Below are 25,251 nucleotides of genomic sequence, written 5' to 3' on the forward strand. Positions count from 1 at the left end.
CAACGGCGGTCTGTCACTGGCTTCGACCGGATGGCACGGCCTTGGACGGATCCCCTTGAAAAGGTCGTAACCTGAAATTGGGGCCACAATTTCGAACGACTTTGGCGCGCTTGTGGTCTTTGGTGCTCCGGTCCGGAAACAATGCAGGATATCCGCACGTCTGTTTCCAATTCGGAAGCATTTGCACGCCATAAGGGCGCGCTGCACGCAACGGTTGATCTGGCTTTGCCGCGTTGGTGTGGCGTCAGAGCGAGTCCGGTAGATAGATCAACGGCTCCATCAGATGGGCCGGTGCAGCCCCGGTGGCACCCTTGCGCAGGCTGTCCACCATCCGCCTGACCAGCGCCGCGCACATCTCGCTGAGCGGTGTTGCGATCACCATCGTGACATAGCGGTCCGCGAGTGCCGTCCGGCTCTCGGGTGTCAGTTCGTTGACGATCAAAGACAGCTTGCCCGGTGGACGGCTTTCGCGCAGCGCCGCGATCGCGCCTTCCATGCCACCGCCCGCCACGTAGAGACCGGCAAGATCCGCATGGCGCTGCAACAGGTCAAGCGTCGCTTCGTACGTGACCTGCCGGGTTTCGAGATTGATGCTGGTATCGGCAATGGCGATTTGCGGCGCATGTTCCCGGAGCGCTGTGCGAAACCCGGTCTCGCGCAGCCCTTGCCCATGCCATCGGGCACCGCCCACGATCACGGCAACCCGGCACCGTCGCTGCAACTGCGTTGCCATCATCCACCCGGCAAGCCGCCCCGCCTTCATGTTGTCGAGCCCGAAATACCCCGCACCGGCGCGCCCGGCGAAATCGTTGAGCAGTGAAAAGACCGGAGTGCCGGCGGCACTCAAATCCTCGACCAGCCGTGTCAGATTTGGATGATTGATCGCGGTCGCCGCCACAGCCTGTCCGTCGGCGGCAGCCGCACGGATGGCCTCCGCGAAATCGTCCGGGGCCTGCGATGGTGAAAAATGAAGATGCGGCGTGACTACCGCATCCGGAAAGGCGGCACAGGCGTGGGCGATCTCATCTGCGAACCGCTGATAGAAGGCTTGCGTTCGCTTGTGCAGAACGAACCCGAGTGAGATGCGGTCGCGCCTCTCGGACCCATCCAGTTGTGCGGGCAGGGGGTAGCCGATCCGCTGCGCCGCCGCGATGACCGCAGCTAGGCTCCGTCTCGATACGTTGCCGCGTGCGTTCAGCGCCCGGTCCACCGTGGCGGTGCCAAGGCCGGCCGCCTGAGCCAGGTCCTGCAGGGTCGGGCGTTTGGGCATGGCACATCCGCTCTGATGTCTTTTCCATCAATACCACTGCCGGAACTGATGTAAACTGATGTGATTGGCCGCGCAAAATCTTTCCCGCACACCGTGCCACAGATAGGTTGAACCAAGCGTGACCCGCCCGAGGTGCTGCAGCATGGCCAAACGTGACTATTCCCTCCTTGGACCAAACGCCCGTCAAGCCGTTGAAACCGGGCTTGCCGCGGCGGAGTGGTATCACACCGATATCCCGCGCAAGCAGATGAAAGAGCTGATGCAGCGCTCGGATCAGCCCGCGATCCGCGACACGGTCATCCTGTTCGCCTGCATGGTGCTGTTCGCCGCCATCGGCATCGCCCTGTGGCCCTCGTGGTGGAGCGCACCGTTCTGGCTGGCCTACGGCGTGCTCTACGGGTCGGCCATGGATTCCCGCTGGCACGAATGTTCCCACGGCACGGCATTCAAGACGCGCCGTTACAACGACTGGCTTTACCAGATCGCCAGCTTCTGCATGGTGCGCAACCCGGTCTCTTGGCGCTGGAGCCATGCGCGCCACCACACCGACACGATCATCGTCGGGCGCGATCCCGAAATCGTCGCCATGCGCCCGCCTGCGCTCTTCCGGATCGCGTTGAATTTCCTGGGGATTTTTGACGCGTATGATGGCTGGAAACGGATGCTCGTGAACGCCTCGGGCCGCATCCACCCGGAAGAGGCGGATTACATCCCCGAGCAGGAACAGCCCAAGGTGATCCGCATCGCCCGGATCTGGGTGGCGATCTATGCCGCGACCATCGCTTTGGCCTTTGCAATGGGGTCGATCCTGCCGCTCATGGTGATCGGTTTGCCCCGGCTCTACGGCGCTTGGCACCACGTCCTGACCGGCGTGATGCAGCACGCGGGTCTGGCCGACAATGTCACCGACCACCGGCTGAATTCCCGCACTGTCTATATCAACCCGGTCTCGCGCTTCATTTACTGGAACATGAACTACCACGTCGAACACCACATGTTCCCGATGGTGCCCTATCACCGGTTGCCCGACCTTCACACAGCGATCAAACACGATCTGCCCGCGGCCAACACCTCCATTTGGCAGGCCTACAGCGAAATCCTGCCCGTACTGCGCCGCCAACTGGCCTATGAGGACGTTTTCCTCAAACGCGATCTGCCGCCCACCGCGAAACCCTATCGCGAGGACTTCCACGCAGCCGCCCTTGTCGCTGCCGCCGAATGATCTGAGAAACAAGCAAGGACAAGATATGCCCTGGATCGACGCCTGTGCCACCGATGACATCGACGAAGAAGACCTGATCCGCTTCGATCACGAAGACCGCACCTTTGCCATCTACCACAGCCCCGACGGTGACTATTTCTGCACCGACGGCCTCTGCACGCACGAGCAGGTGCATCTCGAAGACGGGCTGGTGATGGAATACGAAATCGAGTGCCCCAAGCACAATGCCACCTTCGATTACCGCACCGGAGAGGCCAAACGCGCTCCGGCCTGCGTGAACCTCAACACCTACAGAACCGAGGTCGAAGGCGGCCGCGTGTGGATTGAGGTCTGAGCCTCAGTCGTCCCGACTGGCTTCGTTCGGATTGCTCGAAAACAGTGCGATCTTGTTGCCCTGCGGGTCGCGCAGGTAGCCAACATAGAAGCGGGGGCCGTAATTGGCGCGAAACCCCGGTTGCCCTTCATCCGACCCACCTGCGGCCAGCGCGGCGGCGTGCAGTGCGCGGACCTGTACCTGATCGGCGGCCTCAAACGCCACCATGGTCCCGTTCCCGCCCGATGCGGGACGCCCGTCGAAGGTGGGTTTGACGTAAAAATCCGGGTGAATGGGCGCTTCACCCGTCGGCACCGGCAGAGCAAAGCTCAGTCCTTCGGAGCCTTGGGTCATGCTATAGCCAAGGGCAGGCAGGAACGCCGAATAGAACCGATTGGCGGCTTCGATGTCATCTGCGCCAACGGTGACATAGGCGATCATAGGAGTTTGTCCTTTGGTGGGTCGAGTGCTTCCAACATGACAGTTTTTCGAAAGGATTGAAGGGAGTGTTCTGTAAATCCAGTGCCCAATGCCTGTGCCAAGCACAGGCAGCGCCCGAACCGCCCCCACGGGGCGGGCGCGACGCTGGTTCGAAGCTGAATGGGCAAAAAGGCCGGAGGATCAGCGCAACCCCCGGATCACCTCCCGCACTTTCGCTGTCAAAGGTTCCTCCACCGCTGACAAAATTGCGATCCGATCAAACATATCAGGCCGTGCCGCGAGGGTTTCGCGCAAAGCCCCGCCGAAACTCATCCGCAACTCCGTCCCGATGTTGAACTTGCAGATCGGACTGGTCCGCGCGAGGTCGTGGCGGAGGTCATGCGGCAAGCCGGACCCCCCGTGGATTACCAACGGCACGTCCGTCACAGCTTCGATCCGGGCCAGCCTGTCGCGGTCGATCTGCGCTACCTGATCCGTTTGCAGATGCACATTGCCGATGGACACCGCCATCGCGTCAATGCCTGTCTCCGCCGCGAAGCGGGCTGCGTCTTCGGGATCGGTGCCTTCTGAAGCAACCCCATCCGCGTATCCCACAAACCCGATCTCACCTTCGCAAGACACACCCGCCGCATGCGCCATCTCCACGATGGCCTTCGTCTGCGCGATGTTTTCCTCCAACGGCAAACGCGAGCCGTCGAACATCACCGACGTAAACCCCAGCGCAATCGCCTCTGAGCATTCTGCAACGCTGGTCCCGTGGTCCAGATGGGACACCACCGGCACCGAGGCGGCATCCGCCAAGGCATGAAACATCGCCGCCCAGACGGGCAGGGGCATATGCGCCCGCGCGCCCGGTCCGGCCTGCAGGATCACCGGCGCGCCTTCGGCCTCGGCGGCGGCGACATAGGCGCGGGCGTCTTCCCAGCCAAGGCAGACCAGCCCCGCCACCGCGTAGCCCTCCCGCAGGGCGGGCTGCAACACCTCGACCAGCGTGGCGCGGGTCATTTGAACTTGGCCACCATGTCCATGATGCCGGGGATCGTGTGCAGTTGTTCGGCATGGGTCGGCTGGAAATACTGCTTGAGCGACCGCTGCGACAGCCCGCCAAGGATGGTGAAGTAATACATCTCGTATCCCGGCAGGGCGCAGCAGGGGTGATACCCTTTGTCGATCAGCACGGTAGAGCCATTCATGATATGATACGCGTCCCCCGGCTCGTTATCGACGCGCTGGAGCATCTGCAGGCCCGAGCCATAGTCCGGCTTGAAGCGGAAATTATAGGTTTCGTCATGCCGGGTCTCGTCCGGCAGGCGGTCCGTGTCATGCTTGTGCGACGGAAATCCCGACCAGCCGCCAGCGCCCACGGTGAAGAGTTCCGACACCAGCAAACGCCCGACACGGTCATGGTGATTGGCCCCGAGGATGTGCTTGATCTTGCGATGGGTCTTGGTGTCGTCGCTGCCGTACTGCACGAGGTCGAGATCATCCTTGCGGACGGCAAAGGGTTGCAACGTCGTTGCAAATTTTGCACCGGCGATGAACACCTCGGTCTCTGTCCGCGCGGTGATCCGGGCACCTGATCCGGTGGGCACATAGACGCCTTCGGGGTCGCCATCCCAGACGTCCTCGCCCCGATGACCAATGTCGGCAAAGGTCTCGCCCGCCGTTTCCACGGTCACGGTCCCGGTCGCGGGCACGATACAGGTTTCGTACGCTTCAAGCCTATACTCGTACGTTTCGCCCGGCTTCAGCTTCACGATGTTGAAGTAGTTGAGCGGCACCAGCGGGTGATCGACATCGACGATCGGCTTGTTGCCGTTGTCATGGGGGGGAATGTGCATAAAGCCTCCTCTCTGGCAGAGCGCATGTCGGCACGCGCCATGAAGTCGGTGAGTTCGTCCGGGGTCGGCATGGCAGGCGCGCAGCCCACGCGTGACACCACGATGGCGGCGGCGGCGGAGCCTTGGCGCACGGCGTCCGCGACGCTCCGGCCGTCGGCCAGAGCGGCAAGGAACCCGGCAAGAAAACTGTCGCCCGCGCCTGTCGGTTTCAGGGCCTCGGTCTCGAAAATCCCGGTGCGCGTCTCGCCCTCGGGCGTGATGGTGATCGCGCCCAATTCGCCCATCTTGTAGACGACGATCTGCGCGCCGTCGCCGATCAAAGACCGCGCCTTTTCAAGCCCTTGGCCTTCGGCTCCGGCCATGAAATCGAATTCCACATCATTGCCGATCACGATGTCGCACAGCGCTGCCGCGCGGGAATAAACCTCCGACGCCTCCTGCGCCGAAGACCATGAATAGGGCCTGTAATCCAAGTCGAAAATCACCGGCACCCCGGCGGCATTGGCGCGCTCGAACGCGTGGAATGTCGCGCTGCGCGACGGCTCTGCCGCCAGCACGGTGCCGGTTGTGATAAGCGCCGAAAACCCGGCATAGGGCAGGGCCTCGACATCCTGCATCGTCATCGCGAAATCGGCGGCGTTGTTGCGGTAGATCACCGATTGCGTGTTCTCGATCCGTGTCTCCACCACCGCCAGCGAATTGCGCGCCTCGCCACCGACCGACCGGACAAAGCGGTGGTCGATCCCGTAATTGTCCAATTGTTTCAGACAGTAACGGCCAATGGCATCGTCTGACAGGCATGTCACCAAAGCCGCGTCACATCCCAAACGGCACAGACCGGCGGCGATATTGGCCGATGATCCCCCCAAGGCTGCGGTGAACTGCACCGCGTCCTCCAGCCGGGTTCCGGGCGGGTCGGCATAGAAATCCATCCCCGCGCGTCCGATGACGAGGAAGCCTTTGCCGTGCAGTCGGGCCAGATCTTTCATGGTCTCACGCAATTTGAGTTGCACCGGTTTCGCGCTGACGATACAGATTTTGCAACCGGTTGCAAGATGCAGGGAGGAAGCCATGTCCGAGATCGGAATCGGCATCATCGGCGGGGGCTATATGGGCAAGGCGCACGCCGTGGCCATGGCGTCTGTCGGCGCGGTGTTCGACACGCCCTTGCGCCCCCGGCTTGAGATGGTCGCGGCCTCGACGCCGGAGAGTGCCGAACGCTATCGCGCCGCCTTTGGCTTCAATCGCGCGGCCCCGGATTGGCAGGCGCTGGTTGCTGATCCCAAGGTAGACGCCGTAATCATCGCCTCCCCGCAGGACACGCACCGCGCCATTGCCGAAGCGGCCATCGCACTGGGCAAGCCGGTGCTCTGTGAAAAGCCCTTGGCCGACACGCTTGAGGACTCCCGCGCGATGGTCCGCGCGGCCGAGGCGGCGGGTGTGCCGAACATGATCGGCTTCAACTACATCCGCACGCCCGCCAGCCAGTTCGTGCGCCAGCTTCTGGCCGAAGGCACCATCGGCGATGTCACATGGTTCCGCTGCGAACATACCGAGGATTTCCTGTCCGATCCAACAACCTCGTTCAACTGGCGCTGCACCGGTCTTGCCAATGGCAATATGGGCGACCTCGCCCCGCATCCGATCAACGCCGCATTGGCGCTGATGGGGCCGGTGGCCAAGGTCTGCGCCGATCTCGAAACTGTGCACAGCACCCGCCCCGGCGGCACCGTCGACAATGACGATCACGCGCAGATCATGGTGCGGTTCGCGTCGGGTGTGATGGGCCACATCTATTCCAGCCGCATCGCGACGGGCCGTAAGATGGGCTATGCCTATGAAATCACGGGCACGAAGGGAGCGATCCGGTTCGATCAGGAAGACCAGAACGCGGTTTGGCTCTATCTGGTCGAAGGGCCGGAGACCACGCGCGGGTTCCGCAAGATCCTCACCGGACCGGCGCATCCCGACTATCTGCCGTTCTGCCTCGGGCCGGGTCATGGCACCGGCTATCAGGACCAGATCATCATCGAAGCCCGTGATTTTCTTGCCGCCATCCATACCGGAGACCCCGTCTGGCCCACTTTCCGCGATGGGCTTGCGGTCGCCGAGGTGATCGAAGCCATTCACACCTCTGCCGCATCGGGCGCATGGACCAATGTCAGCGATTTTCAGGAGACCCCAGAATGACCATCCGCATCGGCAATGCCCCCTGTTCCTGGGGTGTCGAATTCGCAGGCGATCCGCGCAACCCGCCCTGGCGGCAGGTGCTGAGCGATTGCGCCGAGGCGGGCTATACCGGCATCGAACTGGGGCCAGTGGGTTTCATGCCCGAAGACCCGGCGGAACTGGGCGAGGCGCTGTCGGAATTCAGGATGGAGCTGATCGGCGGCGTGGTGTTCCGCCCGTTCCACGAAGCGGACAAGTGGGAAGATGTGCTGGACGGTGTGAATCGCACGGCCAAGGCGCTTGCCGCGCACGGTGCGCAGCATTTCGTGCTGATCGACTCGATCTCGCTGCGTCGCGCGCCCACCGCAGGTCGCGCCGATGAGGCTGAGCAGATGGGCTCGGATGAATGGCGCGCCTTTGTTCAGCGCATTGAAACGGCTGCCAAAATCGGGGCCGAGGAGTATGGCCTGATCCCGTCGATCCATGCCCATGCCGGTGGCTTCATCGACTTCGAGCCGGAGCTCGAACGGCTGCTGGACGAGGTTGATGAGAGCCTGCTCAAGATCTGTTTCGACACCGGCCACCACTCCTATGCCGGTTTCGATCCAGTGGCGTTCATGCAGCGCCATATCGGCCGGATATCCTACATGCATTTCAAGGACATCGACCCGGCGGTGAAAGCGGATGTCGTCTCCAAACGCACCGATTTCTACAAGGCCTGCGGGCAGGGCATCTTCTGCAACCTCGGGCAGGGCGATGTCGACTTCCCGGCGGTCCGGCAAGTGCTGCTGGACGCGGGGTTTGACGGCTGGTGCACGGTCGAACAGGACTGTGATCCGACGCTCGACGTGCGGCCCATCGACGATGCGCGGGCGAACCGCGAGTACCTCACCTCTATCGGCTTCTGATCCCGGCACAGGGTCAGGGCGTTTCACGAAAGGACGAACAGAATGGCAAAGCTTCGGTGGGGCATGATCGGTGGCGGCGAAGGCAGCCAGATCGGCCCGGCGCATCGCTTGGGCGCGGGGCTTGATGGGCATTTCGAATTTACCGCAGGTGCGCTCGATCACCGGCCCGATGCCGGGCGCGACTACGGCAAGCGGCTGGGTCTGGCCGAGGACCGCGCCTATGGCGATTGGCGCGAGATGCTGGCGGGCGAAAAGGGGCGTGACGACCGCGTTGATCTGGTGACGGTCGCAACCCCCAACGCCACCCATTTCGAGATCACCAAGGCCTTCCTTGAAGCCGGGTTTCATGTGCTCTGCGAAAAGCCCATGACCATGACGGTGGACGAGGGCGAAGAGATCGTGCGCCTGTCGCACTCCACAGGGCGCATCTGCGCGGTGAACTACGGCTATACCGGCTACAGCCTTGTCCGTCACATGCGCGCGATGGTGGCGCGGGGCGATCTGGGGCGCATCCGGCTGGTCAAGGCCGAGTTCGCCCACGGCCATCACGCCGATGCCGCCGATGCCGACAACCCGCGTGTGCGCTGGCGCTACGATCCGGCACAGGCCGGGGTCAGCGCGCAGTTTGCCGATTGCGGCATCCACGCGCTGCATATGGCGTCTTTCGTGATCGGGCAGGAGGTGGACCGGCTGAGCGCCGACACGGTCAGTTGCATCGAAAGCCGCGTGCTCGAAGATGACGCGATGCTGAACCTGCGTTTTGATGGCGGGACGGTGGGGCGGCTCTGGACCTCGTCCATCGCGCTGGGCAACCAGCACGGGTTGTCGATACAGGTCTTCGGCGAAAAGGGCGGGCTGCGCTGGGCGCAGGAACAGCCGAACCAGCTTTACTTCATGCCGCTTGGCCAGCGTTTGCAGGTGATCGAACGCGGTGAGGCGAACCTGTCGCCCGAGGCCGACCGCACCAGCCGTGTCACCATCGGCCATGCCGAAGGCATGCCGCTCGCCTTTGCCAATATCTATGCCGATCTGGCCGAGGCGATTCGGGCCGAGAAAGAGGGCCGCCCTATGGACCCGGCGGCAAACCTCTATCCCCGCGCGGAAGACGGCTTGCGGTCGATGGCGGCGGTGTTCGCGGTGGCGGAAAGCGGCAAGGCGCAGGGGGCTTGGGTCGATGCCCGCCCGCCGATGTACCGCAGCTAGTGTCTGGCGCGCAGGGTGCCGCGCTCGACCAGCGTGCAGGGGAGCAGCACCCGCTGCGGTGGCATCGCCGGATCGGCGATGCCCCTGCGGATCAGATCGACCGAGGCCGCCACGATCTGAGGTGCGGGCTGGCGGATCGTCGTCAGCCCGACGCGATCCCAACCCGCCATCCGCATGTCATTGAGACCGATCAGCCCAAGGTCATCCGGGATGACCCGCCCCAAGGCGCGTGCGGCATCCATCGCGCCGATGGCGATCACGTCGTCGCCGCAGAACCATGCCTCGATCGTCGGGGCGGATTCGAGCGCGCGGGCCATCGCGACGCGCCCGGCATCATAGGAGTAGGCGGTAGCGAACTGGATCTCGGGCGCCATCCCATGTGTGGCGAGTTCCGCGCGAAAGCCGTCCAGCCGGTCTGACGTGGTGGCGGCACTCTGCGGTCCGCCCAGAAAGCCGACGCGCGTGTACCCCCGTTCGATCAGCGTGACGGCGGCAAGGTGCCCGGCCTCGGTGTTGTCGATGCTCACACGGCCCGTTTCTGGCGTGTCCGAGGACCAGCCAAAGGCATGCACCACCGGAATGCCTGCATCGTGGAACACCTTGGCAAAGTCCGGTGGCAGGGTCGAAGATGCGACGATCACCCCATCCACGTTGTATTGCCGCAGCATCGACAGCGACCGGCTTGCGTCTTCTTCGGCGCTCAGATTGATGAGCAGGGGGCGCAGTTCGGCCTCCTGCAGCGCGCGGGTGAAAAGGTCGAAGATTTCGAGGAAGTAGGGGTTGGTAAAGTTGTTGGAGATCAGCCCGACCAACGCCGTGCGCCCCGTGGTCAGGCTGGAGGCCAGCACGTTCGGCGTATAGCCTAACTCGCGCGCCGCCGCCTCGACCTTGGCGCGCGTCTTGGCCGACACGGACGCGCCGGGGGTAAAGGTGCGCGACACCGCCGATTTCGACACACCCGCGCGGGCGGCGACGTCCTGAAGCGTGATGGGCATGGGTCAGGTTCCTTTTGCGTTGCAGCAGTTTGCAGGCGCGTTGCAGGATTTTGCAACAGGTTGCAAAAATCCGGCCGCGAAAATTGCCCTCTTGCCGAAAAGACATCATTCGTGATGCAATGAGGGCTTTCATGGCAAAGGGACACCGCATGGCACGCAGAGCAACGATCAAGGACATCGCCCGCGTGTCGGGGCTCAGCACCGCGACCATCGACCGGGCGCTGAACGGGCGCTCCAAGGTGCGCGAGGAAACCCTGCGCCGCATCGCGGACGCCGCGCGCGAGGTGGGCTATCACGCGCGGGGTCTTCTCGATCACCGGTTGGATGCAACTGTGCCCGAACTGCGGATCGGGGTTGTTCTGCTGAAAGAGAAACAGGCCTTCTATCAAGCGTTCCGCGCCCAGATCGAGAAGGCGATCTCGGAACGGACCGACATCCGTGGCAAGGCCGTGATCCGCTTTTCCAACTCGCAATCCCCGTCCGAATTTGCCGAGCTGTTGCAGAAGCTTGGGCAGGACTGTGATGCCGTGGCAGCCGTCGCCGTCAACCATCAAAGCCTTGACAAGGTGGTGTCGGACCTGAAGGCGCGAGATGTGCCGGTGTTTTCTCTTCTGAACGACTTTGCTCAGGGAATTCGTCGCAGTTACATAGGGTTGAACAACATGAAGGTGGGGCGTCAGGCGGCGTGGATGCTCACTCAGACGGCCACACCGGGGCGCGTGGCGATCTTTGTCGGCGGCAACAGATGGCACGGTCACGACCTGCGAGAGGTGGGGTTCCGCGCCTTTATGCGGGAAAACGCGCCCAGTTTCGAAACGCTTGAAACGTTGGTCAATCTCGAGACCCGGCAACTGACCTATGAGGCCACGCTGAGCCTCCTGGACCGACATCCCGACCTGCGCGGCATCTATGTGGCAGGTGGCGGCATGGAGGGCGCGATTGCCGCCCTGCGCGAGGTGCGCCCCCCCGGAAAAGTGCGGCTTGTGGTCAACGAGGTGACCCCGGAAAGCCGTGCCGGGCTTTTGGATGGGTATGTGCAGATGGCGATCTCCACCCCCCTTGGAGAGGTCTGCCAGAGCCTGATCGACCTCGCGATCAAGGCCTGTTCCGACCCGCATTCCACCTCGGTCGAGCAGCACTTTCTGGACCCGAGGATCATCCTGCCCGAGATCCTGTGATGATGTAAAAACATCATTTTGCAGCCGCAGAAATCCATCATGTGTGATGCAAAGCGACCTGCTGAGCGTTGACGGAATCGCCACAGCTTCGCACTGCTAACGCCACGTCAGACTGGCCGAAGCATTTGGGAGGATGTGATCGACATGAAGCGTGCGCTCAATCACATGACGGTTCCGCATCTTGGCTTCGAGCCCTTTCTGGCCCTTGCCTCGGCCCTCGACTGTATCGGGGTCGAGGTCCGCAACGACCTTGATCGCCCTCTGTTTGACGGGATTGACGCGGTCACGGCAGGCCAGATGGTGCGTGACAGCGGCCTGCGCCTTGTCGGGCTGAGCCAGGTCTACCCGTTCAACAGCTGGTCCACCGACATCGAATCCAAGGTCCGCGATCTGATCGGCATCGCCAAGGCCTGCGGTGCGGAAACGATCAGCCTGATCCCGCGCAATGACGGCACCGAATGCGGCAATGGCGAACGCCATGCGAACCTGCGCATCGCGCTCAAGAACATCAAGCCGATGGTCGAAGAGGCCGGGCTGATCGCGCTGGTCGAGCCCTTGGGTTTTCCGCGCTCGTCGCTGCGGTCAAAACAGGATCTGGTCGACACGATCGAGGCGCTGGATGCGTCGCACGTGTTCCGGATCGTCCATGACACGTTCCACCACACGCTGGCCGGGGGCGGGCCGATCTTTCCCGCCCAGACCGGCATCGTGCACATCTCGGGCGTCGTCGACCCGTCGCTTGGCCTTGACCAGATGGAGGACGCGCATCGCGTTCTGGTCGATGCGAAGGACCGTCTTGGCAATGTGGCGCAGATCCGGGCGTTGTTGCAGGCCGGCTATGACGGCCCGGTATCCTATGAATGTTTCTCTCCGGAGACCCATGCTCTGCCCGATCCGGAGCGCGCGCTCCGTCAGTCGTTCGAGTTCATTTCTTCGCAACTCGCGGTGGAGGCCGCCTGAGTGAAGACAAACCGCCCCGAACGGGGCACCGGCGTGTAGAGTGGTGTGCCGGCACCAAATTGGGAGGACTAAACTGATGAAGAAAACCCTTATCGCCGCAGGCCTTGCTGCCCTGATGTCGACCACCGCGATGGCCGAAACCATCGGCGCGTCGATTGCACGGTTCGACGACAACTTCCTGACCGTCATGCGCAACGGGATGGTGGATTACGCGGCGAGCATCGACGGTGTCGAATTGCAGGTCGAGGACGCCCAGGACGATGTGGCCAAGCAGCTTGACCAGATCAACAACTTCATCGCGTCCGGCGTCGATGCCATCATCGTGAACGCGGTGGACACCTCGGCGACCGAAGCGATGTCGCAGGCTGCCGCGAATGCCGGTATCCCGCTGGTCTATGTGAACCGCCAGCCGATCAACGTGGACAGCCTGCCCGACAATCAGGCCTTTGTGGCCTCGAACGAGATCGAATCCGGCACGCTGGCCGCGTTCGAGGCCTGCAAACTGCTGCGCGGCATGGGCTATGCGGGCGGTGCCAAGGGCTACCTGATGATGGGTCAGCTTTCGAACCAGGCCGCCGTACAGCGGACCAAGGACGTTGACGACATCATCGGGATCGACATGTGCAACTTCATCTCGATCATCGACCGTCAGACCGCCAACTGGTCGCGCGACGAAGCGCAGGATCTCATGACCAACTGGCTGTCCTCGGGTGAGGAATTCCAGGTCGTCTTCGCCAACAACGACGAAATGGCCATCGGTGCGATCCAGGCGATGAAGGCCGCCGGGATTTCGATGGAGGATGTGGTTGTGGTTGGCGTCGACGCGACACAGGACGCGCTGGTCGCCATGCAGGCCGGTGATCTGGACGCCACCGTGTTCCAGGACGCGTTTGGTCAGGGCGAAGGTTCTGTCGATGCGGCGCTGGCGCTCGCGCGTGGCGAAGACGTGGACCAGAAGGTCTACATCCCGTTCCAGCTGGTGACCCCGGCAAATGTCGAAAACTTCCTGAGCAAGAACTGATCTTCGCGCAGAGTGGCAGGGCAGGGCGCATCCGACGCCCTGCCTCCCTTCGAGCATTGAGGCCCGTTTCGGGCCCAGACCATATCCATCGGGAGTGTCATCCATGGCGGAGACCACGCACGGGACAGGCGGGCTGAAATACGACAGTTCCAAGCGCAGCTGGCCCAATGAAATCAACATCTTCATCGCGCTTGTGATCATCGTCGCGATCTTCGAACTGCTTGGGCAGGTGTTGCCCTACATGAACGGCCAGAGTTTCCTGTTCGACACGAACGACCGGTTCGACTCCATCTTCAACGAAGCGCGTCTGCAGATCATCATCCTGCAGGTCGCGATCATCGGGATCATCTCGCTCGGGGTGACGCAGGTGATCATCTCGGGCGGGATCGACCTGTCCTCCGGCCCTCTGGTGGCCGCGACCGCGATGATCGTGATGTCCTTTGCCCAGACCGAGCTGGTCAACGGCAATCCCAACCCCAAGGCGGTGTTCGGACCGTGGGCGTTCGATCTTCCGGTTCTCATTCCGATCATCGTCGGCCTTGCCTTCGGCGCCTTCATCGGCGCGATCAATGGCAGTCTGATTGCCTTCACCCGCATCCCACCCTTTATCGCGACGCTTGGCATGTTCCTGATCTGCCGCGGCATCGCGCAGTGGTGGACACGGGGCCAGCCGGTCTCCTTCCCGACCGAAAGCTATGCCGCTTTGGGCGCGGGTATGATGCCGGTGGTCTGGTTCGTTCTGCTGGCGATCCTGTGCCACGTGCTGCTGCGCTACACGGTCTACGGCAAGCACACCTATGCCATCGGATCGAACGAAGACGCGGCGCGCATGTCGGGCATCAACGTCAAGCGGCACAAGGTCATGGTCTACATGATCGCGTCGATGCTGGCAGCTTTCGCCGCCATCGTTCTCAGCTCCAAGAACCTCACGGCGCAATCCGGGATGGGTCTGTTCTACGAACTTTACGCCATCGCCATGGCGGTGATCGGCGGCGTCAGCCTGACCGGCGGGCGCGGGTCCATCATCGGCACGGTTCTCGGCGCGATGGTGTTCGGCGTGATCCAGTCCGGCTTCACCTACATCAAGCTCGACGCGTATTTTCAGATCATGGCCATGGGCGCGATCATCATCGGCGCGGTCGTTCTCGACAAGTGGCGGCAGCAACGCTCCAGCATGCGGATTTAGGGAGAAGACCCATGTCAGACATTATCCTCGAAACCCGCAACCTCACCAAGCATTACGGCGGTGTGCATGCCCTGCAGGACGCGAATTTCACCCTGCGCAAAGGCGAACACGTGGCCATCATGGGCGACAACGGGGCGGGCAAGTCCACCTTCGTGCGCCAGATCACCGGGGTCGAACAGCCCACGCGCGGCGAGATCCATTTCGACGGCAAACCGGTTCATTTTGCTGGGCCTTTGGATGCCCGCGAGGCCGGGATCGAAGCGGTGTTCCAGACGCTGGCTCTGGCCGATGATCTGGACGTGTCGGACAACCTGTTTCTGGGGCGCGAGAAGACTAGGTTCGATTGGCTGGGTCCGTTCCGGTTTCTCGACTACAAGGCGATGCGCGACGACACGCTGGCGGCACTCGACAAGACGGGGGTGAAGATCCCCAACATCCGAAACACGATCCAGAACATGTCAGGTGGTCAGCGTCAGTGCGTGGCCATCGCCCGCACGGCGACGTTTCATTCCAAGCTGACCATCATGGACGAACCGACGGCGGCCTTGGGGGTGCAGGAAACCGCGCAGGTGGAGAACATCATCCGCACGTTGAAAGAGCAGGGTGAACCCCTGATCCTCATCAGCCACAATATGCGGCAGGTGATGGATCTTGTGGACCGCATCGTCGTGTTCCGCAGGGGCCGGATCTGCGCGAACCTGCGCAAGGAAGACACCGACGGGCAGGATGTGGTGGCCTATATCACCGGCGCCAAGACGCAGCCGGAATACGAGGTGGCCGAGGCGCTTTGACCGCGCTTCTACGCCGAAGAGGCTTTGATGAACGGGCGTGCCGCGCGTAAGTCTGGCACGCTCGAGACTCGCTGGATGCCGCTGTCAGGCATGTGATGCGGGTGTCGGTGCAATGAGAACAAGAACGTCCCAAGCGAAAGGCTTTGGGAGGATAAAGGAAGACCCATGACTGTCAGATTCGCGATCCTTGGTGCAGGCCGTATCGGCCAGGTCCATGCCAAGGCTGTCACCGCCACCCCGGGTGCCACATTGGTTGCCATCGCCGACCCCGTGGCAGACGCGGCGCAGGCTGTGGCCGACCGCTATGGCTGCGACATCCGCACAATCGACGAAATCGCGGCGTCAGATGACGTGGACGCGGTGGCGATCTGCACTCCGACCAACACACATGCGAACCTGATCGAGCAGTTCGCAAAGGCGGGCAAGGCGATGTTCTGCGAAAAACCCGTGGACCTGAGTCTGAAGCGGGTGCAGGACTGCCTTGCCACCGCATCGGCGGAAGGGGCGACCCTGATGGTCGGCTTCAACCGCCGCTTCGATCCCGACTTCATGGCGGTCAAGGCGGCCATCGACGCAGGCCGCATCGGCAAGGTCGAGATGGTCACGATCACCTCGCGCGATCCGGGCGCGCCTCCGGTCGAGTATATCAAGGTGTCCGGCGGCATCTTCCGCGATATGACCATCCACGACTTCGACATGGCCCGCTGGCTCTTGGGGGAAGAGGTCGAAACCGTGACGGCACAGGCCTCGGTCCTGACCGATCCCAAGATCGGCGAGGCGGGGGATTTCGACAGCGTCAACGTCATGCTGCGCACCGCATCCGGCAAACAGGCGATCATCACCAATTCCCGCCGCGCCACCTATGGTTATGACCAGCGGATCGAGGTGCTGGGTTCCGAAGGTATGGTTAGCGCAAAGAACATGGCTGAGGCGAATATCGAACTGGCCAACGGCTCTGGCTTCGGCACGCCGCCGCTGCTCAACTTCTTCATGACGCGCTACGTCGCAGCATACGAAAACGAAATCGCGGCTTTTGTCGCCTCGGTCGCCGATGGCGCTCCGACGCCCACCACCGGGCAGGACGGGCTGATGGCGCTCGCATTGGCCGATGCGGCGGTGCTGTCGGTTCAGGAGGGCCGCGCGGTCAAAGTCTCCGAGATCACGGGCTGAGCCATGACCAAGACACTCGACCTCATCACCATCGGCCGATCATCGGTGGACCTCTATGGCGCACAGGTGGGCGGCCGGCTCGAGGATATGGGGTCATTCGACAAGTATATCGGTGGCTCGCCCACGAATATCGCCTGCGGGACGGCGCGGTTGGGTATGAAATCGGCGGTGATCACCGGGGTCGGCGACGAACATATGGGCCGCTTCATCCGCGAGCAGTTGGAGAAAGAGGGCGTGGACACGACCGGGGTCAAGACCGACCCCGACCGCCTGACCGCGCTGGTGCTTCTGGGCATCCGCGATCAGGAGCAGTTTCCGCTCATCTTCTACCGCGAGAACTGTGCCGATATGGGCCTGACGGTTGAGGACATCGACCCTGAGTTCATCCGCCGGGCGCGGGCCGTGGTCGCCACGGGAACCCATCTCAGCCATCCCCGGGTGGAGGCCGCGACGCTCAAGGCGCTGCAGATCGCGCGGGATGCGGGCATGCAGACCGCGCTCGACATCGACTACCGCCCGAACCTTTGGGGCGTGGCGGGCCATGGCGATGGGGAAAGCCGCTTTGTCGAAAGCGCTGCCGTGACGGCCAAACTGCAATCGACGCTGCACTATTTCGACCTGATCGTCGGCACCGAAGAAGAGTTCCACATCGCGGGTGGGTCGACCGATACGATTGCCGCCCTGCGTGCGGTTCGGGCCGTGTCGGGTGCGACGCTGGTCTGCAAACGCGGGGCCGCAGGTGCGGTGGCGTTTGAGGGCGACATCCCGGACTCTCTGGACGACAGCCAGACCGGACCGGGCTTTCCCATCGAGGTGTTCAACGTGCTGGGTGCAGGTGACGGGTTCATGTCCGGATTGCTCAAGGGTTGGCTGGACGGCGAAGACTGGCCCACCGCGCTCAAATACGCCAATGCCTGCGGGGCCTTCGCGGTCAGCCGCCACGGCTGCACCCCGGCTTACCCAAGCTGGGACGAGCTGCAATTCTTCTTCAAACGCGGCATCAAACGCCCCGATCTGCGCAACGATGCAGAGCTTGAACAGGTCCACTGGGCCACGAACCGCAAGGGCGATTGGTCCACCCTGCGCACCTTCGCCTTCGACCACCGGTCACAACTGGAAGAGATGCCGGGCTACACGCCCGCCAAGGGTGCGGCGTTCAAGGAACTTTGCCTCGACGCGGCGCTCAAGGTGGCGAACGGGCAGGGGGGCTATGGAATCCTTTGCGACAACCGGATCGGGCGCAGCGCGCTGCACCGGGCCAGCGGCAGTGGCCTCTGGATCGGACGGCCCACCGAACTGCCTGGGTCGCGGCCCATCGAGTTTGAGCCGGAACTGGGCGACGACCTCGGCGGTTTGCGCGAATGGGCGCGCGAGAACGTGGTCAAGCTGTTGGTCTTCTGCCACCCGGATGATGACGACAAGACAGCCAAGATGCAGGTCGCTCGGGTCAAACGGTTGTTCACTGCGGCCCGCCGCAACGGGCTGGAATTCCTGCTCGAAGTGATCCCGTCCAAGGTCGGCCCGGTGGACGACAGCACAACTGCCACCCTGATCCAGACGGTCTACGACGCCGGCGTCTACCCTGACTGGTGGAAGCTGGAGCCGTTCAAGACAGACGCAGCGTGGCAGAACGCCGTTGACGCGATCACCCGCAGCGATCCGCGCACACGGGGCATCGTCGTGCTCGGCCTCGACGCGTCCGAGGATGAATTGGCGGCCAGCTTTGCTCTGGCAGCGAAACAACCGCTCGTCAAAGGCTTTGCCGTCGGGCGCACCATCTTCGGCGATGCGGCGCGAAGATGGCTGCAAGGCCAGATGAGCGACACCGACGCGGTGGCACAGATGGCCGACCGCTACACCCGGCTCTGCCGGATATGGGACGACGCCCGCAGAGGCGCGAAGGAGGACGCAGCATGAGTAAGACCATCAGACTGACCGCCGCACAGGCGCTGGTGCGCTACCTGACCGCACAGCTGAACGAGGACGGCGACACCTTCATCGCGGGCTGTTGGGCGATCTTCGGTCATGGCAATGTCGCAGGGCTGGGTGAGGCGCTCTATACCGTGCGCGACACGATCCCGACCTATCGCGGGCACAACGAACAGACGATGGCGCACACGGCCATTGCCTACGCCAAACAACTGCGCCGCACCCGTGCGATGGCGGTCACCTCGTCGATCGGGCCGGGGGCGACGAACATGGTCACCGCCGCCGCGCTTGCCCATGTGAACCGCCTGCCGGTGCTGTTGCTGCCCGGCGATGTCTTCGCCAATCGCGGACCCGATCCGGTGCTGCAACAGCCCGAAGTCTTCAGCGATGGCACGGTCAGCGCAAACGACTGCTTCCGCCCTGTGAGCCGCTATTTCGACCGGATCACCCGGCCCGAACATATCCTCACCGCCCTGCCGCGCGCCTTCCGCACGATGACTGACCCGGCAGAGTGTGGCCCCGTCACGCTGGCTTTCTGTCAGGATGTGCAGGCCGAGGCCTATGACTACCCCGAAAGCTTTTTCGAACCCCGCGTCTGGCACCGCCGCCGCATCCATCCCGACCCGCACGAACTGCACCGCGCGGTCGAGGTGATCCGCGCTGCCAAGCGCCCGGTGATCGTTGCCGGGGGAGGGGTGCACTATTCGGACGCGACAGCCGACCTCAAAACCTTTGTCGAGGCGCACAACATTCCCGTGGTGGAAACGCAGGCGGGCAAGTCCGCGCTGCCGTGGGACCATCCGCTGAACCTCGGCCCCATCGGCGTGACGGGGGGCGAGCCAGCCAACATCACCTGCGCCGAGGCGGATGTGGTGATCGGTATCGGCACACGGTTTCAGGATTTTACAACCGGGTCATGGGGCCTCTTCGCAAATCCGAACCGCACACTCATCAGTCTGAATGTGCAGGCCTATGACGCGATGAAACACAGCGCGATGCCCATTCAGGCTGATGCGAAGGCTGGTCTGACCGAGCTTTCCATCGAACTGGCAGGCTATGCGCCTGAAGCGCCAGCAGCATCGTTGAAAAACGACTGGTTCGCCAAGGTTGACCCACTGACCGACGCACCAGAGGGCAACCAGCTTCCAACCGACATGCAGGTGATCGGCGCCGTCCAACGCGCCGCCGCCGAAAACACGGTTGTGATGTGCGCCGCGGGCACCATGCCGGGCGAATTGCACAAGCTCTGGAAGGCAGGCAAGCCGGGCAGCTACCACATGGAATACGGCTTTAGCTGCATGGGCTACGAGATCGCAGGCGCCATGGGCATCAAGATGGCCCAGCCGGATGCGGACGTGATCTGCTTTACCGGCGATGGCACCTACATGATGGCCAATTCGGAAATGGCGACCGCCGCGATGATGGGCATCCCGTTCACCGTCGTGGTCACCGACAACCGGGGTTTCGGCTGCATCAACCGGTTGCAGGTGGGTACCGGCGGGGCCGAGTTCAACAACCTGCTGGACCATGCCGTCCACGCCAACCCCAGCGCCATCGACTTTGCCAAACATGCCGAGGCGATGGGCGCGGTCAGCGTCAAGGTCGGCTCCATCGCTGAACTGGAAGAGGCGCTGGCCAAGCGGCACGACAAGAGCGTGCCTTATGTCCTCGTGATCGACACCGACCCGTACCCATCGACCGAGCATGGCGGTACATGGTGGGAAGTCGGCGTGCCCGAAGTGTCCGACCGGGCCGAAGTGCGCGCGGCGCATGAGAAATACGTGAGCAACAAGAAACTGCAAAGGGCCGATTGATGGCTGTGAAACTGGGGATCTCCCTCATTGCGTGGCAGAATGACGACCTGCCGGACCTCACCGCCGCCTTCACCACCGAAGGCGCGATGGAGGATGCAGGCCGCATCGGCTATCAGGGCGTCGAGCGTGGACGGCGCATGCCAGCCGACACCGAAGGGCTGCGCGCCTATCTCGACCGTTATGGCGTCGTGCTCTGCGGGGGCTGGTGTTCCGGCAACCTGATGGTCAACGATCTGGCCACCGAACAGGCCGCGATCCGTCAGCAGGTCGAGCAATTCGCCGCTCTTAATGCGCCGTGCATCGTTTATGCCGAGTGCTCCAACACCATTCAGGGCGACATTCACCGCCCGGTCAGCCAGCGTCCCAAGCTCTCCCGTGACGAGGTTATGGGCTACGGCGCGAAGCTGTCTGAACTGGCCAAGTGGTCCGCCGATCAGGGCTGTGTCCTGTCCTACCACCACCATATGGGGGCGATGGTGCAGGGTGCCGAGGACATCGACTGGCTGATGGAAGGTTCGACCGAGGACCTCACGCTGCTCTATGACACCGGGCATCTGCACTTTGCCGGGGCTGATCCGCTCGCAGTGTTGGATAAATGGGGCCACCGTGTCCACCACGTGCATTTCAAGGACGTGCGCCAGCCGGTTCTGGATTGGGTCCGCGCCGAGGATCGCAGCTTTCTCGATGGTGTCGCCGCTGGGGTCTATTCTGTCCCGGGCGATCCCGAAGGCTGCATCGACTTTCAGGCCATCACCGAACGTTTGAAGGCGATGAACTACGACGGCTGGATCGTGGTCGAGGCCGAACAGGACCCCGCCAAAGCGCCGCCTTATGAGTATTCGAAAATGGGCTACGACCACATCCGCGCGATTGCCGCCGCCTCCGGTCTGCAGATCGCGCCCTAAGGTTTCACCGGTCCCGCTTCGGGGCCAGCACCGCATGCCATGCAACAGGAGGACGACATGGTACATCAGACATTCGGATATATCGGCTATTTCGACCGGGAATCCTGCGATCTGGATGAATTCAAGGTGCTGACCTCGCAACAGCTTGACGCGGCGGATGTGCCCCATGCCGCCGCCATCGAGAAGAACGTGCCGCTTTACGACATGGCGGCGCTGCGTCCAGCGTTGGACGACCCGGGCACACGCCGCGCGCTGATGGCGGAATGGGCGCAGGTGCTGCGCCGCTCGGCCGGGGTGATCGCGCTCAAACACGCCTATGCCGACACCTCGGTCATCGACCGGGCGTCGGATGTGTTCAACGCCATCATCGCGGATGAAAAGGCCGGATCTGCCGGGAAGGGCGATCACTTTGCCGCCTCAGGCGCAAATGACCGGGTCTGGAATTCGCTGCAGAAGCAATGCCTGCGCGACCCCGAAGGCTTTGCGCTCTACTACGGCAACGCGTCCATCGCGGCGGCCTGTGAGGCGTGGCTGGGACCGAACTACCAGATGACCGCACAGGTCAATCAGGTCCGGCCCGGCGGCAAGGCGCAATCGGCACATCGGGATTACCATCTGGGCTTTATGACGGCCGATCAGTCGGCGCGCTATCCGGCGCATGCGCATGAAGTGACGGCCACCCTGACGCTTCAGGGCGCTGTGGCACATTGCGACTTGCCGATCGAAAGCGGGCCGACCAAGCTTTTGCCGTTCTCGCAGCTTTATCCTGCAGGGTATCTGGGCTTTCACGAGGCGGACCACCGCGCCTATTTCGAAGAGGCGCATGTTCAGGTGGCACTCGAAAAAGGCGATGCTGTGTTCTTCAACCCGGCACTCTTCCATGCGGCGGGTGAGAACCGGAGCGCGGACATCAACCGCATGGTGAACCTGCTTCAAGTGTCCTCGGCCTTCGGTCGGGCGATGGAGGCAATCGACCGTCGGTCGATGACGTCTGCCCTGTTCCCGGCGCTGGTGGCGCTGAAACAGGGTGGGCGGTTGAGTGCCGCAGAACTCGATGCGGCGATTGCGGCCTGTGCCGAGGGCTACAGCTTTCCGACCAACCTCGACACAGACCCGCCGGTGGGTGGCCTTGCGCCGGAAAGCCAGGCCGATCTCCTGCGCCGCGCGGTGTCGGAGGGGTGGACAACGGATCACCTCAACGACGCCCTTGGTCAGATGTCCGCCCGTCAGGCGGCCTGAGCCAGTAACCTCCCTGCCTCGGGGCGTCGCATCGGCGTCCCGAGGCTCCAAAAGGACAAGACCATGCCCGATCTTCTGCGCAAACCCTTCGGCACCCACGGAAAGGTACACGAGATTACGCCTGCCTCTGCCGGGTGGCGCTATGTCGGCTTTTCGCTCTACCGCCTGCGCGAAGGCGAAACCGTGAGCGAGGCCACGGGTGACCGCGAGGTGATCCTTGTCATGGTCGAGGGGAAAGCCAGCATCACCGGGGCCGGGCAGGATTGGGGGGTGCTGGGCGACCGCATGGATGTGTTCGAGAAAACCCCACCGCATTGCCTTTACCTGCCCAACGGATCGGACTGGACGGCAACTGCCGTAACCGCGTGTACGGTTGCGGTCTGCTATGCCCCGGGCAAAGGCGGGCATGCGGCGCGGCGGATCGGGCCGGAGGGGATCACGCTCACCGAACGCGGCAAGGGGGTGAACACCCGCTACATCAACAACATTGCGATGGAGAACGAGGACTACGCGGACAGTCTGCTTGTCACCGAAGTGTTCACCCCGAATGGTCACTGGTCGAGCTACCCGAGCCATCGCCATGACGAGGATGATTTCCCGCGCATCACCTATCTGGAAGAGGCCTATTACCACCGCCTCAACCCCGGCAACGGGTTCGGCATCCAGCGGGTCTATACCGATGACGGCAAGCTTGACGAGACCATGGCCGTGAGCGACGGCGACGTGGTGCTGGTCCCGCGCGGGCATCACCCCTGCGGCGCGCCCTACGGGTTCGAGATGTATTACCTCAACGTCATGGCCGGCCCGCTGCGCAAATGGCGGTTCGTGCCAGCGCCCGAGGTGGAATGGATCATGACGCGGGACGCCTGAGGTGCTGCGTCAGCCACTCAGGTCCGTGCACGTGACGGCGTCGGCCACAAGCGCGCCGCGGTGCGAAACCACCCGCGCGGCAAGCGCTGCCGCCGTCGCCACCGCCTTTTCCAGCGACTGCCCCACGATGCGACCGGCCAGAAAGCCCGCATTGAAGGAATCCCCGGCAGCGGTCGTGTCCACCACATCGTCCATCGGCGTGGGTGTGAAGCGGCTGATCTCCCAATCATTCAGCAGGACAATCTCGCCCGGACCGTTCTTGACGACCACGGTACAGGCGCCGTGGCTGGCATAGCGCTCAGCGGTGGCAAGGGGGGTCTGGTCGCCGAACCATGTGGCCTCGTCGTCGAACGAGGGCAGGACAATATCGCTCAGCTTTGCGGCCTGCATGATGGCGTTGACCATTCCATTGGCATTGGGCCACAGCTTTGGCCGCAGATTCGGGTCGAAGACGATCTCGCCGCCCGCAGCACTGAAGCGGTCCAGCGCTCTCATCAGGGTTTCACGGTCCCAGTCCGACAGGATCGCCAATGTGATCCCCGAAAAATACGCGATATCCGCATCCTGCAAGGCGGCGTCGAGATCCGGGCGTGATTGCGCAAGCGTGCGGGCCGCGCTTTGGCCGCGCCAATAGCTGAAGCTGCGTTCGCCGTCCTGCAGCTGGATCATGTAGAGCCCGAGTGTCCGGTCCGTGCGACGCTGGATCGTTCGCGTGCCGATGTTCTCGTCTTCGAGGAAGGTCAGCATCTGGTCGGAAATCCCGTCCGTTCCGATCGCGGTGAAGTAGGACACCTGCGCCCGGTCGCACAGCAGCCGCGCGAGGTACCACGCGGTGTTCAGCGTGTCCCCGGCAAAGCCCATGCGATAGGTGCCGCGCTCGGCCAGTGGGGCCATTTCGACCATGCATTCCCCGATGCAGACGATGCGCGTCATTGGGACAGGTCCGTGAACCAGTTGTGGTTCTCGGCCTTGATCTGTTCGATCTGAACCAGAATGCGCGACAGGTGCTTGTCGATGGCATCTGCTGCAGCATCTGCGTCTCGGGCGGTCACGGCGTCCAGAATGGCGATGTGTTCATTCAGCGCAAAATTCTGCGAGGACGTGTCCAGGGTCAGCATACGCACACGGTCCATATGGCCTTTGTTTTCGCTGATCACGTCCCAGACATACCCGACACCCGACTGAACGCAGATCTCGCGGTGGAACGCATCGTCCAAAGCGTGAAACAAGGTGCGGTTCTTGTCAGCGATGGCCTGTTTCTGCTGTTCGATCAGTGACGACAGGGCGCGGAGCCCCTCGTCGGAAATGACGCCGCACGCCGTCCGGCAGGTCTGCAACTCCAAAGCAAGGCGGATGAATCGCGCGCGCAGGACGGCTTCTTCGGAAATCAGGCTGACGGTGGTGCCGCTTTGCGGACGGATCTGCAGGAAGCCAAGATTGGCCAGACGGCGGAACGCCTCGCGCACCGGTTGGCGGGACACACCCATCTTGGCCGCGACTTCGGCTTCGGAAATCTTGGTTTCCGGCGGCAGTTCGAGCGACAGGATGCGGTCGTGCAGAACCTTGAAGACCTGATCGGCAATCGACGGCTGAACCGGCTGGCGCAGTTGGGGCAGGGGCAGCGGTGCGGCGGTTTTCTGAACGGGTGTCCCCATGGATCGAGCCCTCCTGATGCGATTGGCCGTGACATCTACATAGCACGATCCCCCCATAACTTTGCAACTAGGATATTAGCCCGGATAATTCACGAGAAGGCGGCGGAGGTAGCGTAACCGTCTGAAATGCTGTATGTTTTGGGTGCTACCGCCAAATATGCAGCTTTTGAG

Annotated in this window: 24 protein-coding genes; 16 read left to right on the plus strand and 8 right to left on the minus strand. The window is 62.9% G+C overall.

Annotated elements, in window-relative coordinates; translation table 11 throughout:
* Positions 1-244: 244 nt before the first annotated feature.
* Positions 245-1,270: a LacI family DNA-binding transcriptional regulator gene (locus MRY75_RS05290; RefSeq protein ID WP_292306099.1), complete on the minus strand. Its 1,026-nt coding sequence runs from the start codon at positions 1,268-1,270 to the stop codon at positions 245-247.
* A 142-nt stretch (positions 1,271-1,412) separates the two neighbouring features.
* On the opposite strand from MRY75_RS05290, the gene MRY75_RS05295 reads away from it, so the two are divergent.
* The gene (locus MRY75_RS05295) at positions 1,413-2,492 is read left to right on the plus strand and encodes a fatty acid desaturase family protein (RefSeq protein ID WP_292306100.1); all 1,080 of its coding nucleotides are present in this window, start codon (positions 1,413-1,415) and stop codon (positions 2,490-2,492) included.
* 25 nt (positions 2,493-2,517) lie between these two features.
* The gene (locus MRY75_RS05300; RefSeq protein WP_292306101.1) at positions 2,518-2,826 is read left to right on the plus strand and encodes a MocE family 2Fe-2S type ferredoxin; all 309 of its coding nucleotides are present in this window, start codon (positions 2,518-2,520) and stop codon (positions 2,824-2,826) included.
* A gap of 3 nt (positions 2,827-2,829) precedes the next feature.
* Here the strand turns inward: MRY75_RS05300 and MRY75_RS05305 are convergent, their stop codons facing one another.
* The 4 genes from MRY75_RS05305 to iolC (MRY75_RS05320) form a co-directional block, all read right to left on the minus strand.
* Complete coding sequence (locus tag MRY75_RS05305; RefSeq protein WP_292306102.1) at positions 2,830-3,246, minus strand: VOC family protein; 417 nt, start codon at positions 3,244-3,246, stop codon at positions 2,830-2,832.
* A 180-nt stretch (positions 3,247-3,426) separates the two neighbouring features.
* The gene (locus tag MRY75_RS05310; RefSeq protein ID WP_292306103.1) at positions 3,427-4,251 is read right to left on the minus strand and encodes a class II fructose-bisphosphate aldolase; all 825 of its coding nucleotides are present in this window, start codon (positions 4,249-4,251) and stop codon (positions 3,427-3,429) included.
* Positions 4,248-5,087, minus strand: coding sequence for a 5-deoxy-glucuronate isomerase (locus MRY75_RS05315; RefSeq protein ID WP_292306104.1), 840 nt, complete (start codon positions 5,085-5,087; stop codon positions 4,248-4,250). Before MRY75_RS05315 ends, MRY75_RS05310 begins: the two co-directional genes overlap by 4 nt.
* The gene (iolC, locus tag MRY75_RS05320; protein WP_292306105.1) at positions 5,000-6,076 is read right to left on the minus strand and encodes a 5-dehydro-2-deoxygluconokinase; all 1,077 of its coding nucleotides are present in this window, start codon (positions 6,074-6,076) and stop codon (positions 5,000-5,002) included. Before iolC (MRY75_RS05320) ends, MRY75_RS05315 begins: the two co-directional genes overlap by 88 nt.
* Before the next feature lie 82 nt (positions 6,077-6,158).
* On the opposite strand from iolC (MRY75_RS05320), the gene MRY75_RS05325 reads away from it, so the two are divergent.
* From MRY75_RS05325 to MRY75_RS05335, 3 genes are read left to right on the plus strand one after another with little or no spacing between them, the layout of a single operon-like run.
* Positions 6,159-7,277 (plus strand): Gfo/Idh/MocA family oxidoreductase, encoded by a 1,119-nt coding sequence (locus tag MRY75_RS05325; RefSeq protein ID WP_292306106.1) that lies wholly within the window; start codon positions 6,159-6,161, stop codon positions 7,275-7,277.
* Positions 7,274-8,164 carry a TIM barrel protein gene (locus tag MRY75_RS05330; protein WP_292306107.1) on the plus strand — a complete coding sequence of 297 codons (891 nt, stop codon included), beginning with the start codon at positions 7,274-7,276 and terminating at the stop codon, positions 8,162-8,164. The genes MRY75_RS05325 and MRY75_RS05330 overlap by 4 nt, the downstream gene beginning before the upstream one ends.
* A 42-nt stretch (positions 8,165-8,206) precedes the next feature.
* Entirely contained in the window at positions 8,207-9,367 is a 1,161-nt protein-coding gene (locus MRY75_RS05335) for a Gfo/Idh/MocA family oxidoreductase (protein ID WP_292306108.1), read from the plus strand.
* Here the strand turns inward: MRY75_RS05335 and MRY75_RS05340 are convergent.
* Entirely contained in the window at positions 9,364-10,362 is a 999-nt protein-coding gene (locus MRY75_RS05340) for a LacI family DNA-binding transcriptional regulator (protein ID WP_292306109.1), read from the minus strand. The two genes, MRY75_RS05335 and MRY75_RS05340, sit on opposite strands and share 4 nt — an antisense overlap.
* Positions 10,363-10,511: 149 nt before the next feature.
* Between MRY75_RS05340 and MRY75_RS05345 the strand changes: the two genes are divergently transcribed.
* The 11 genes from MRY75_RS05345 to iolB all read left to right on the plus strand — a co-directional run bounded on the left by MRY75_RS05345 (position 10,512) and on the right by iolB (position 23,425).
* Entirely contained in the window at positions 10,512-11,540 is a 1,029-nt protein-coding gene (locus MRY75_RS05345; RefSeq protein WP_292306110.1) for a LacI family DNA-binding transcriptional regulator, read from the plus strand.
* 144 nt (positions 11,541-11,684) lie between these two features.
* A complete protein-coding gene (locus MRY75_RS05350; protein ID WP_292306111.1) occupies positions 11,685-12,500 on the plus strand; it encodes a TIM barrel protein in 816 nt (271 codons plus the stop codon).
* A gap of 76 nt (positions 12,501-12,576) precedes the next feature.
* Positions 12,577-13,521 (plus strand): sugar ABC transporter substrate-binding protein, encoded by a 945-nt coding sequence (locus MRY75_RS05355; protein WP_292306112.1) that lies wholly within the window; start codon positions 12,577-12,579, stop codon positions 13,519-13,521.
* Between the two features lie 103 nt (positions 13,522-13,624).
* Positions 13,625-14,707, plus strand: a complete 1,083-nt coding sequence (locus MRY75_RS05360; protein WP_292306113.1) for an ABC transporter permease — start codon at positions 13,625-13,627, stop codon at positions 14,705-14,707.
* Positions 14,708-14,718: 11 nt separating this feature from the next.
* The gene (locus MRY75_RS05365) at positions 14,719-15,498 is read left to right on the plus strand and encodes an ATP-binding cassette domain-containing protein (protein ID WP_292306114.1); all 780 of its coding nucleotides are present in this window, start codon (positions 14,719-14,721) and stop codon (positions 15,496-15,498) included.
* Positions 15,499-15,663: 165 nt separating this feature from the next.
* Entirely contained in the window at positions 15,664-16,668 is a 1,005-nt protein-coding gene (gene iolG / locus MRY75_RS05370) for an inositol 2-dehydrogenase (RefSeq protein ID WP_292306115.1), read from the plus strand.
* A gap of 3 nt (positions 16,669-16,671) precedes the next feature.
* Positions 16,672-18,585 carry a 5-dehydro-2-deoxygluconokinase gene (gene iolC / locus MRY75_RS05375; RefSeq protein ID WP_292306116.1) on the plus strand — a complete coding sequence of 638 codons (1,914 nt, stop codon included), beginning with the start codon at positions 16,672-16,674 and terminating at the stop codon, positions 18,583-18,585.
* Complete coding sequence (gene iolD / locus MRY75_RS05380) at positions 18,582-20,411, plus strand: 3D-(3,5/4)-trihydroxycyclohexane-1,2-dione acylhydrolase (decyclizing) (protein WP_292306117.1); 1,830 nt, start codon at positions 18,582-18,584, stop codon at positions 20,409-20,411. Before iolC (MRY75_RS05375) ends, iolD begins: the two co-directional genes overlap by 4 nt.
* Positions 20,411-21,316, plus strand: a complete 906-nt coding sequence (iolE, locus tag MRY75_RS05385; protein ID WP_292306118.1) for a myo-inosose-2 dehydratase — start codon at positions 20,411-20,413, stop codon at positions 21,314-21,316. Before iolD ends, iolE begins: the two co-directional genes overlap by 1 nt.
* A 57-nt stretch (positions 21,317-21,373) precedes the next feature.
* Positions 21,374-22,555: a phytanoyl-CoA dioxygenase family protein gene (locus MRY75_RS05390; RefSeq protein WP_292306119.1), complete on the plus strand. Its 1,182-nt coding sequence runs from the start codon at positions 21,374-21,376 to the stop codon at positions 22,553-22,555.
* Positions 22,556-22,618: 63 nt separating this feature from the next.
* Entirely contained in the window at positions 22,619-23,425 is an 807-nt protein-coding gene (gene iolB, locus MRY75_RS05395; protein ID WP_292306120.1) for a 5-deoxy-glucuronate isomerase, read from the plus strand.
* 9 nt (positions 23,426-23,434) lie between these two features.
* On the opposite strand, the gene MRY75_RS05400 is transcribed toward iolB, so the two are convergent.
* Together MRY75_RS05400 and MRY75_RS05405 are read right to left on the minus strand one after the other, a co-directional pair.
* Complete coding sequence (locus MRY75_RS05400) at positions 23,435-24,358, minus strand: sugar kinase (RefSeq protein WP_292306121.1); 924 nt, start codon at positions 24,356-24,358, stop codon at positions 23,435-23,437.
* The gene (locus tag MRY75_RS05405) at positions 24,355-25,080 is read right to left on the minus strand and encodes a GntR family transcriptional regulator (RefSeq protein ID WP_292306122.1); all 726 of its coding nucleotides are present in this window, start codon (positions 25,078-25,080) and stop codon (positions 24,355-24,357) included. Before MRY75_RS05405 ends, MRY75_RS05400 begins: the two co-directional genes overlap by 4 nt.
* Positions 25,081-25,251 lie beyond the last annotated feature (171 nt).

This window comes from Marivita sp. (assembly GCF_022763305.1).
In the GTDB taxonomy this organism is placed as follows: Bacteria; Pseudomonadota; Alphaproteobacteria; order Rhodobacterales; family Rhodobacteraceae; genus Marivita.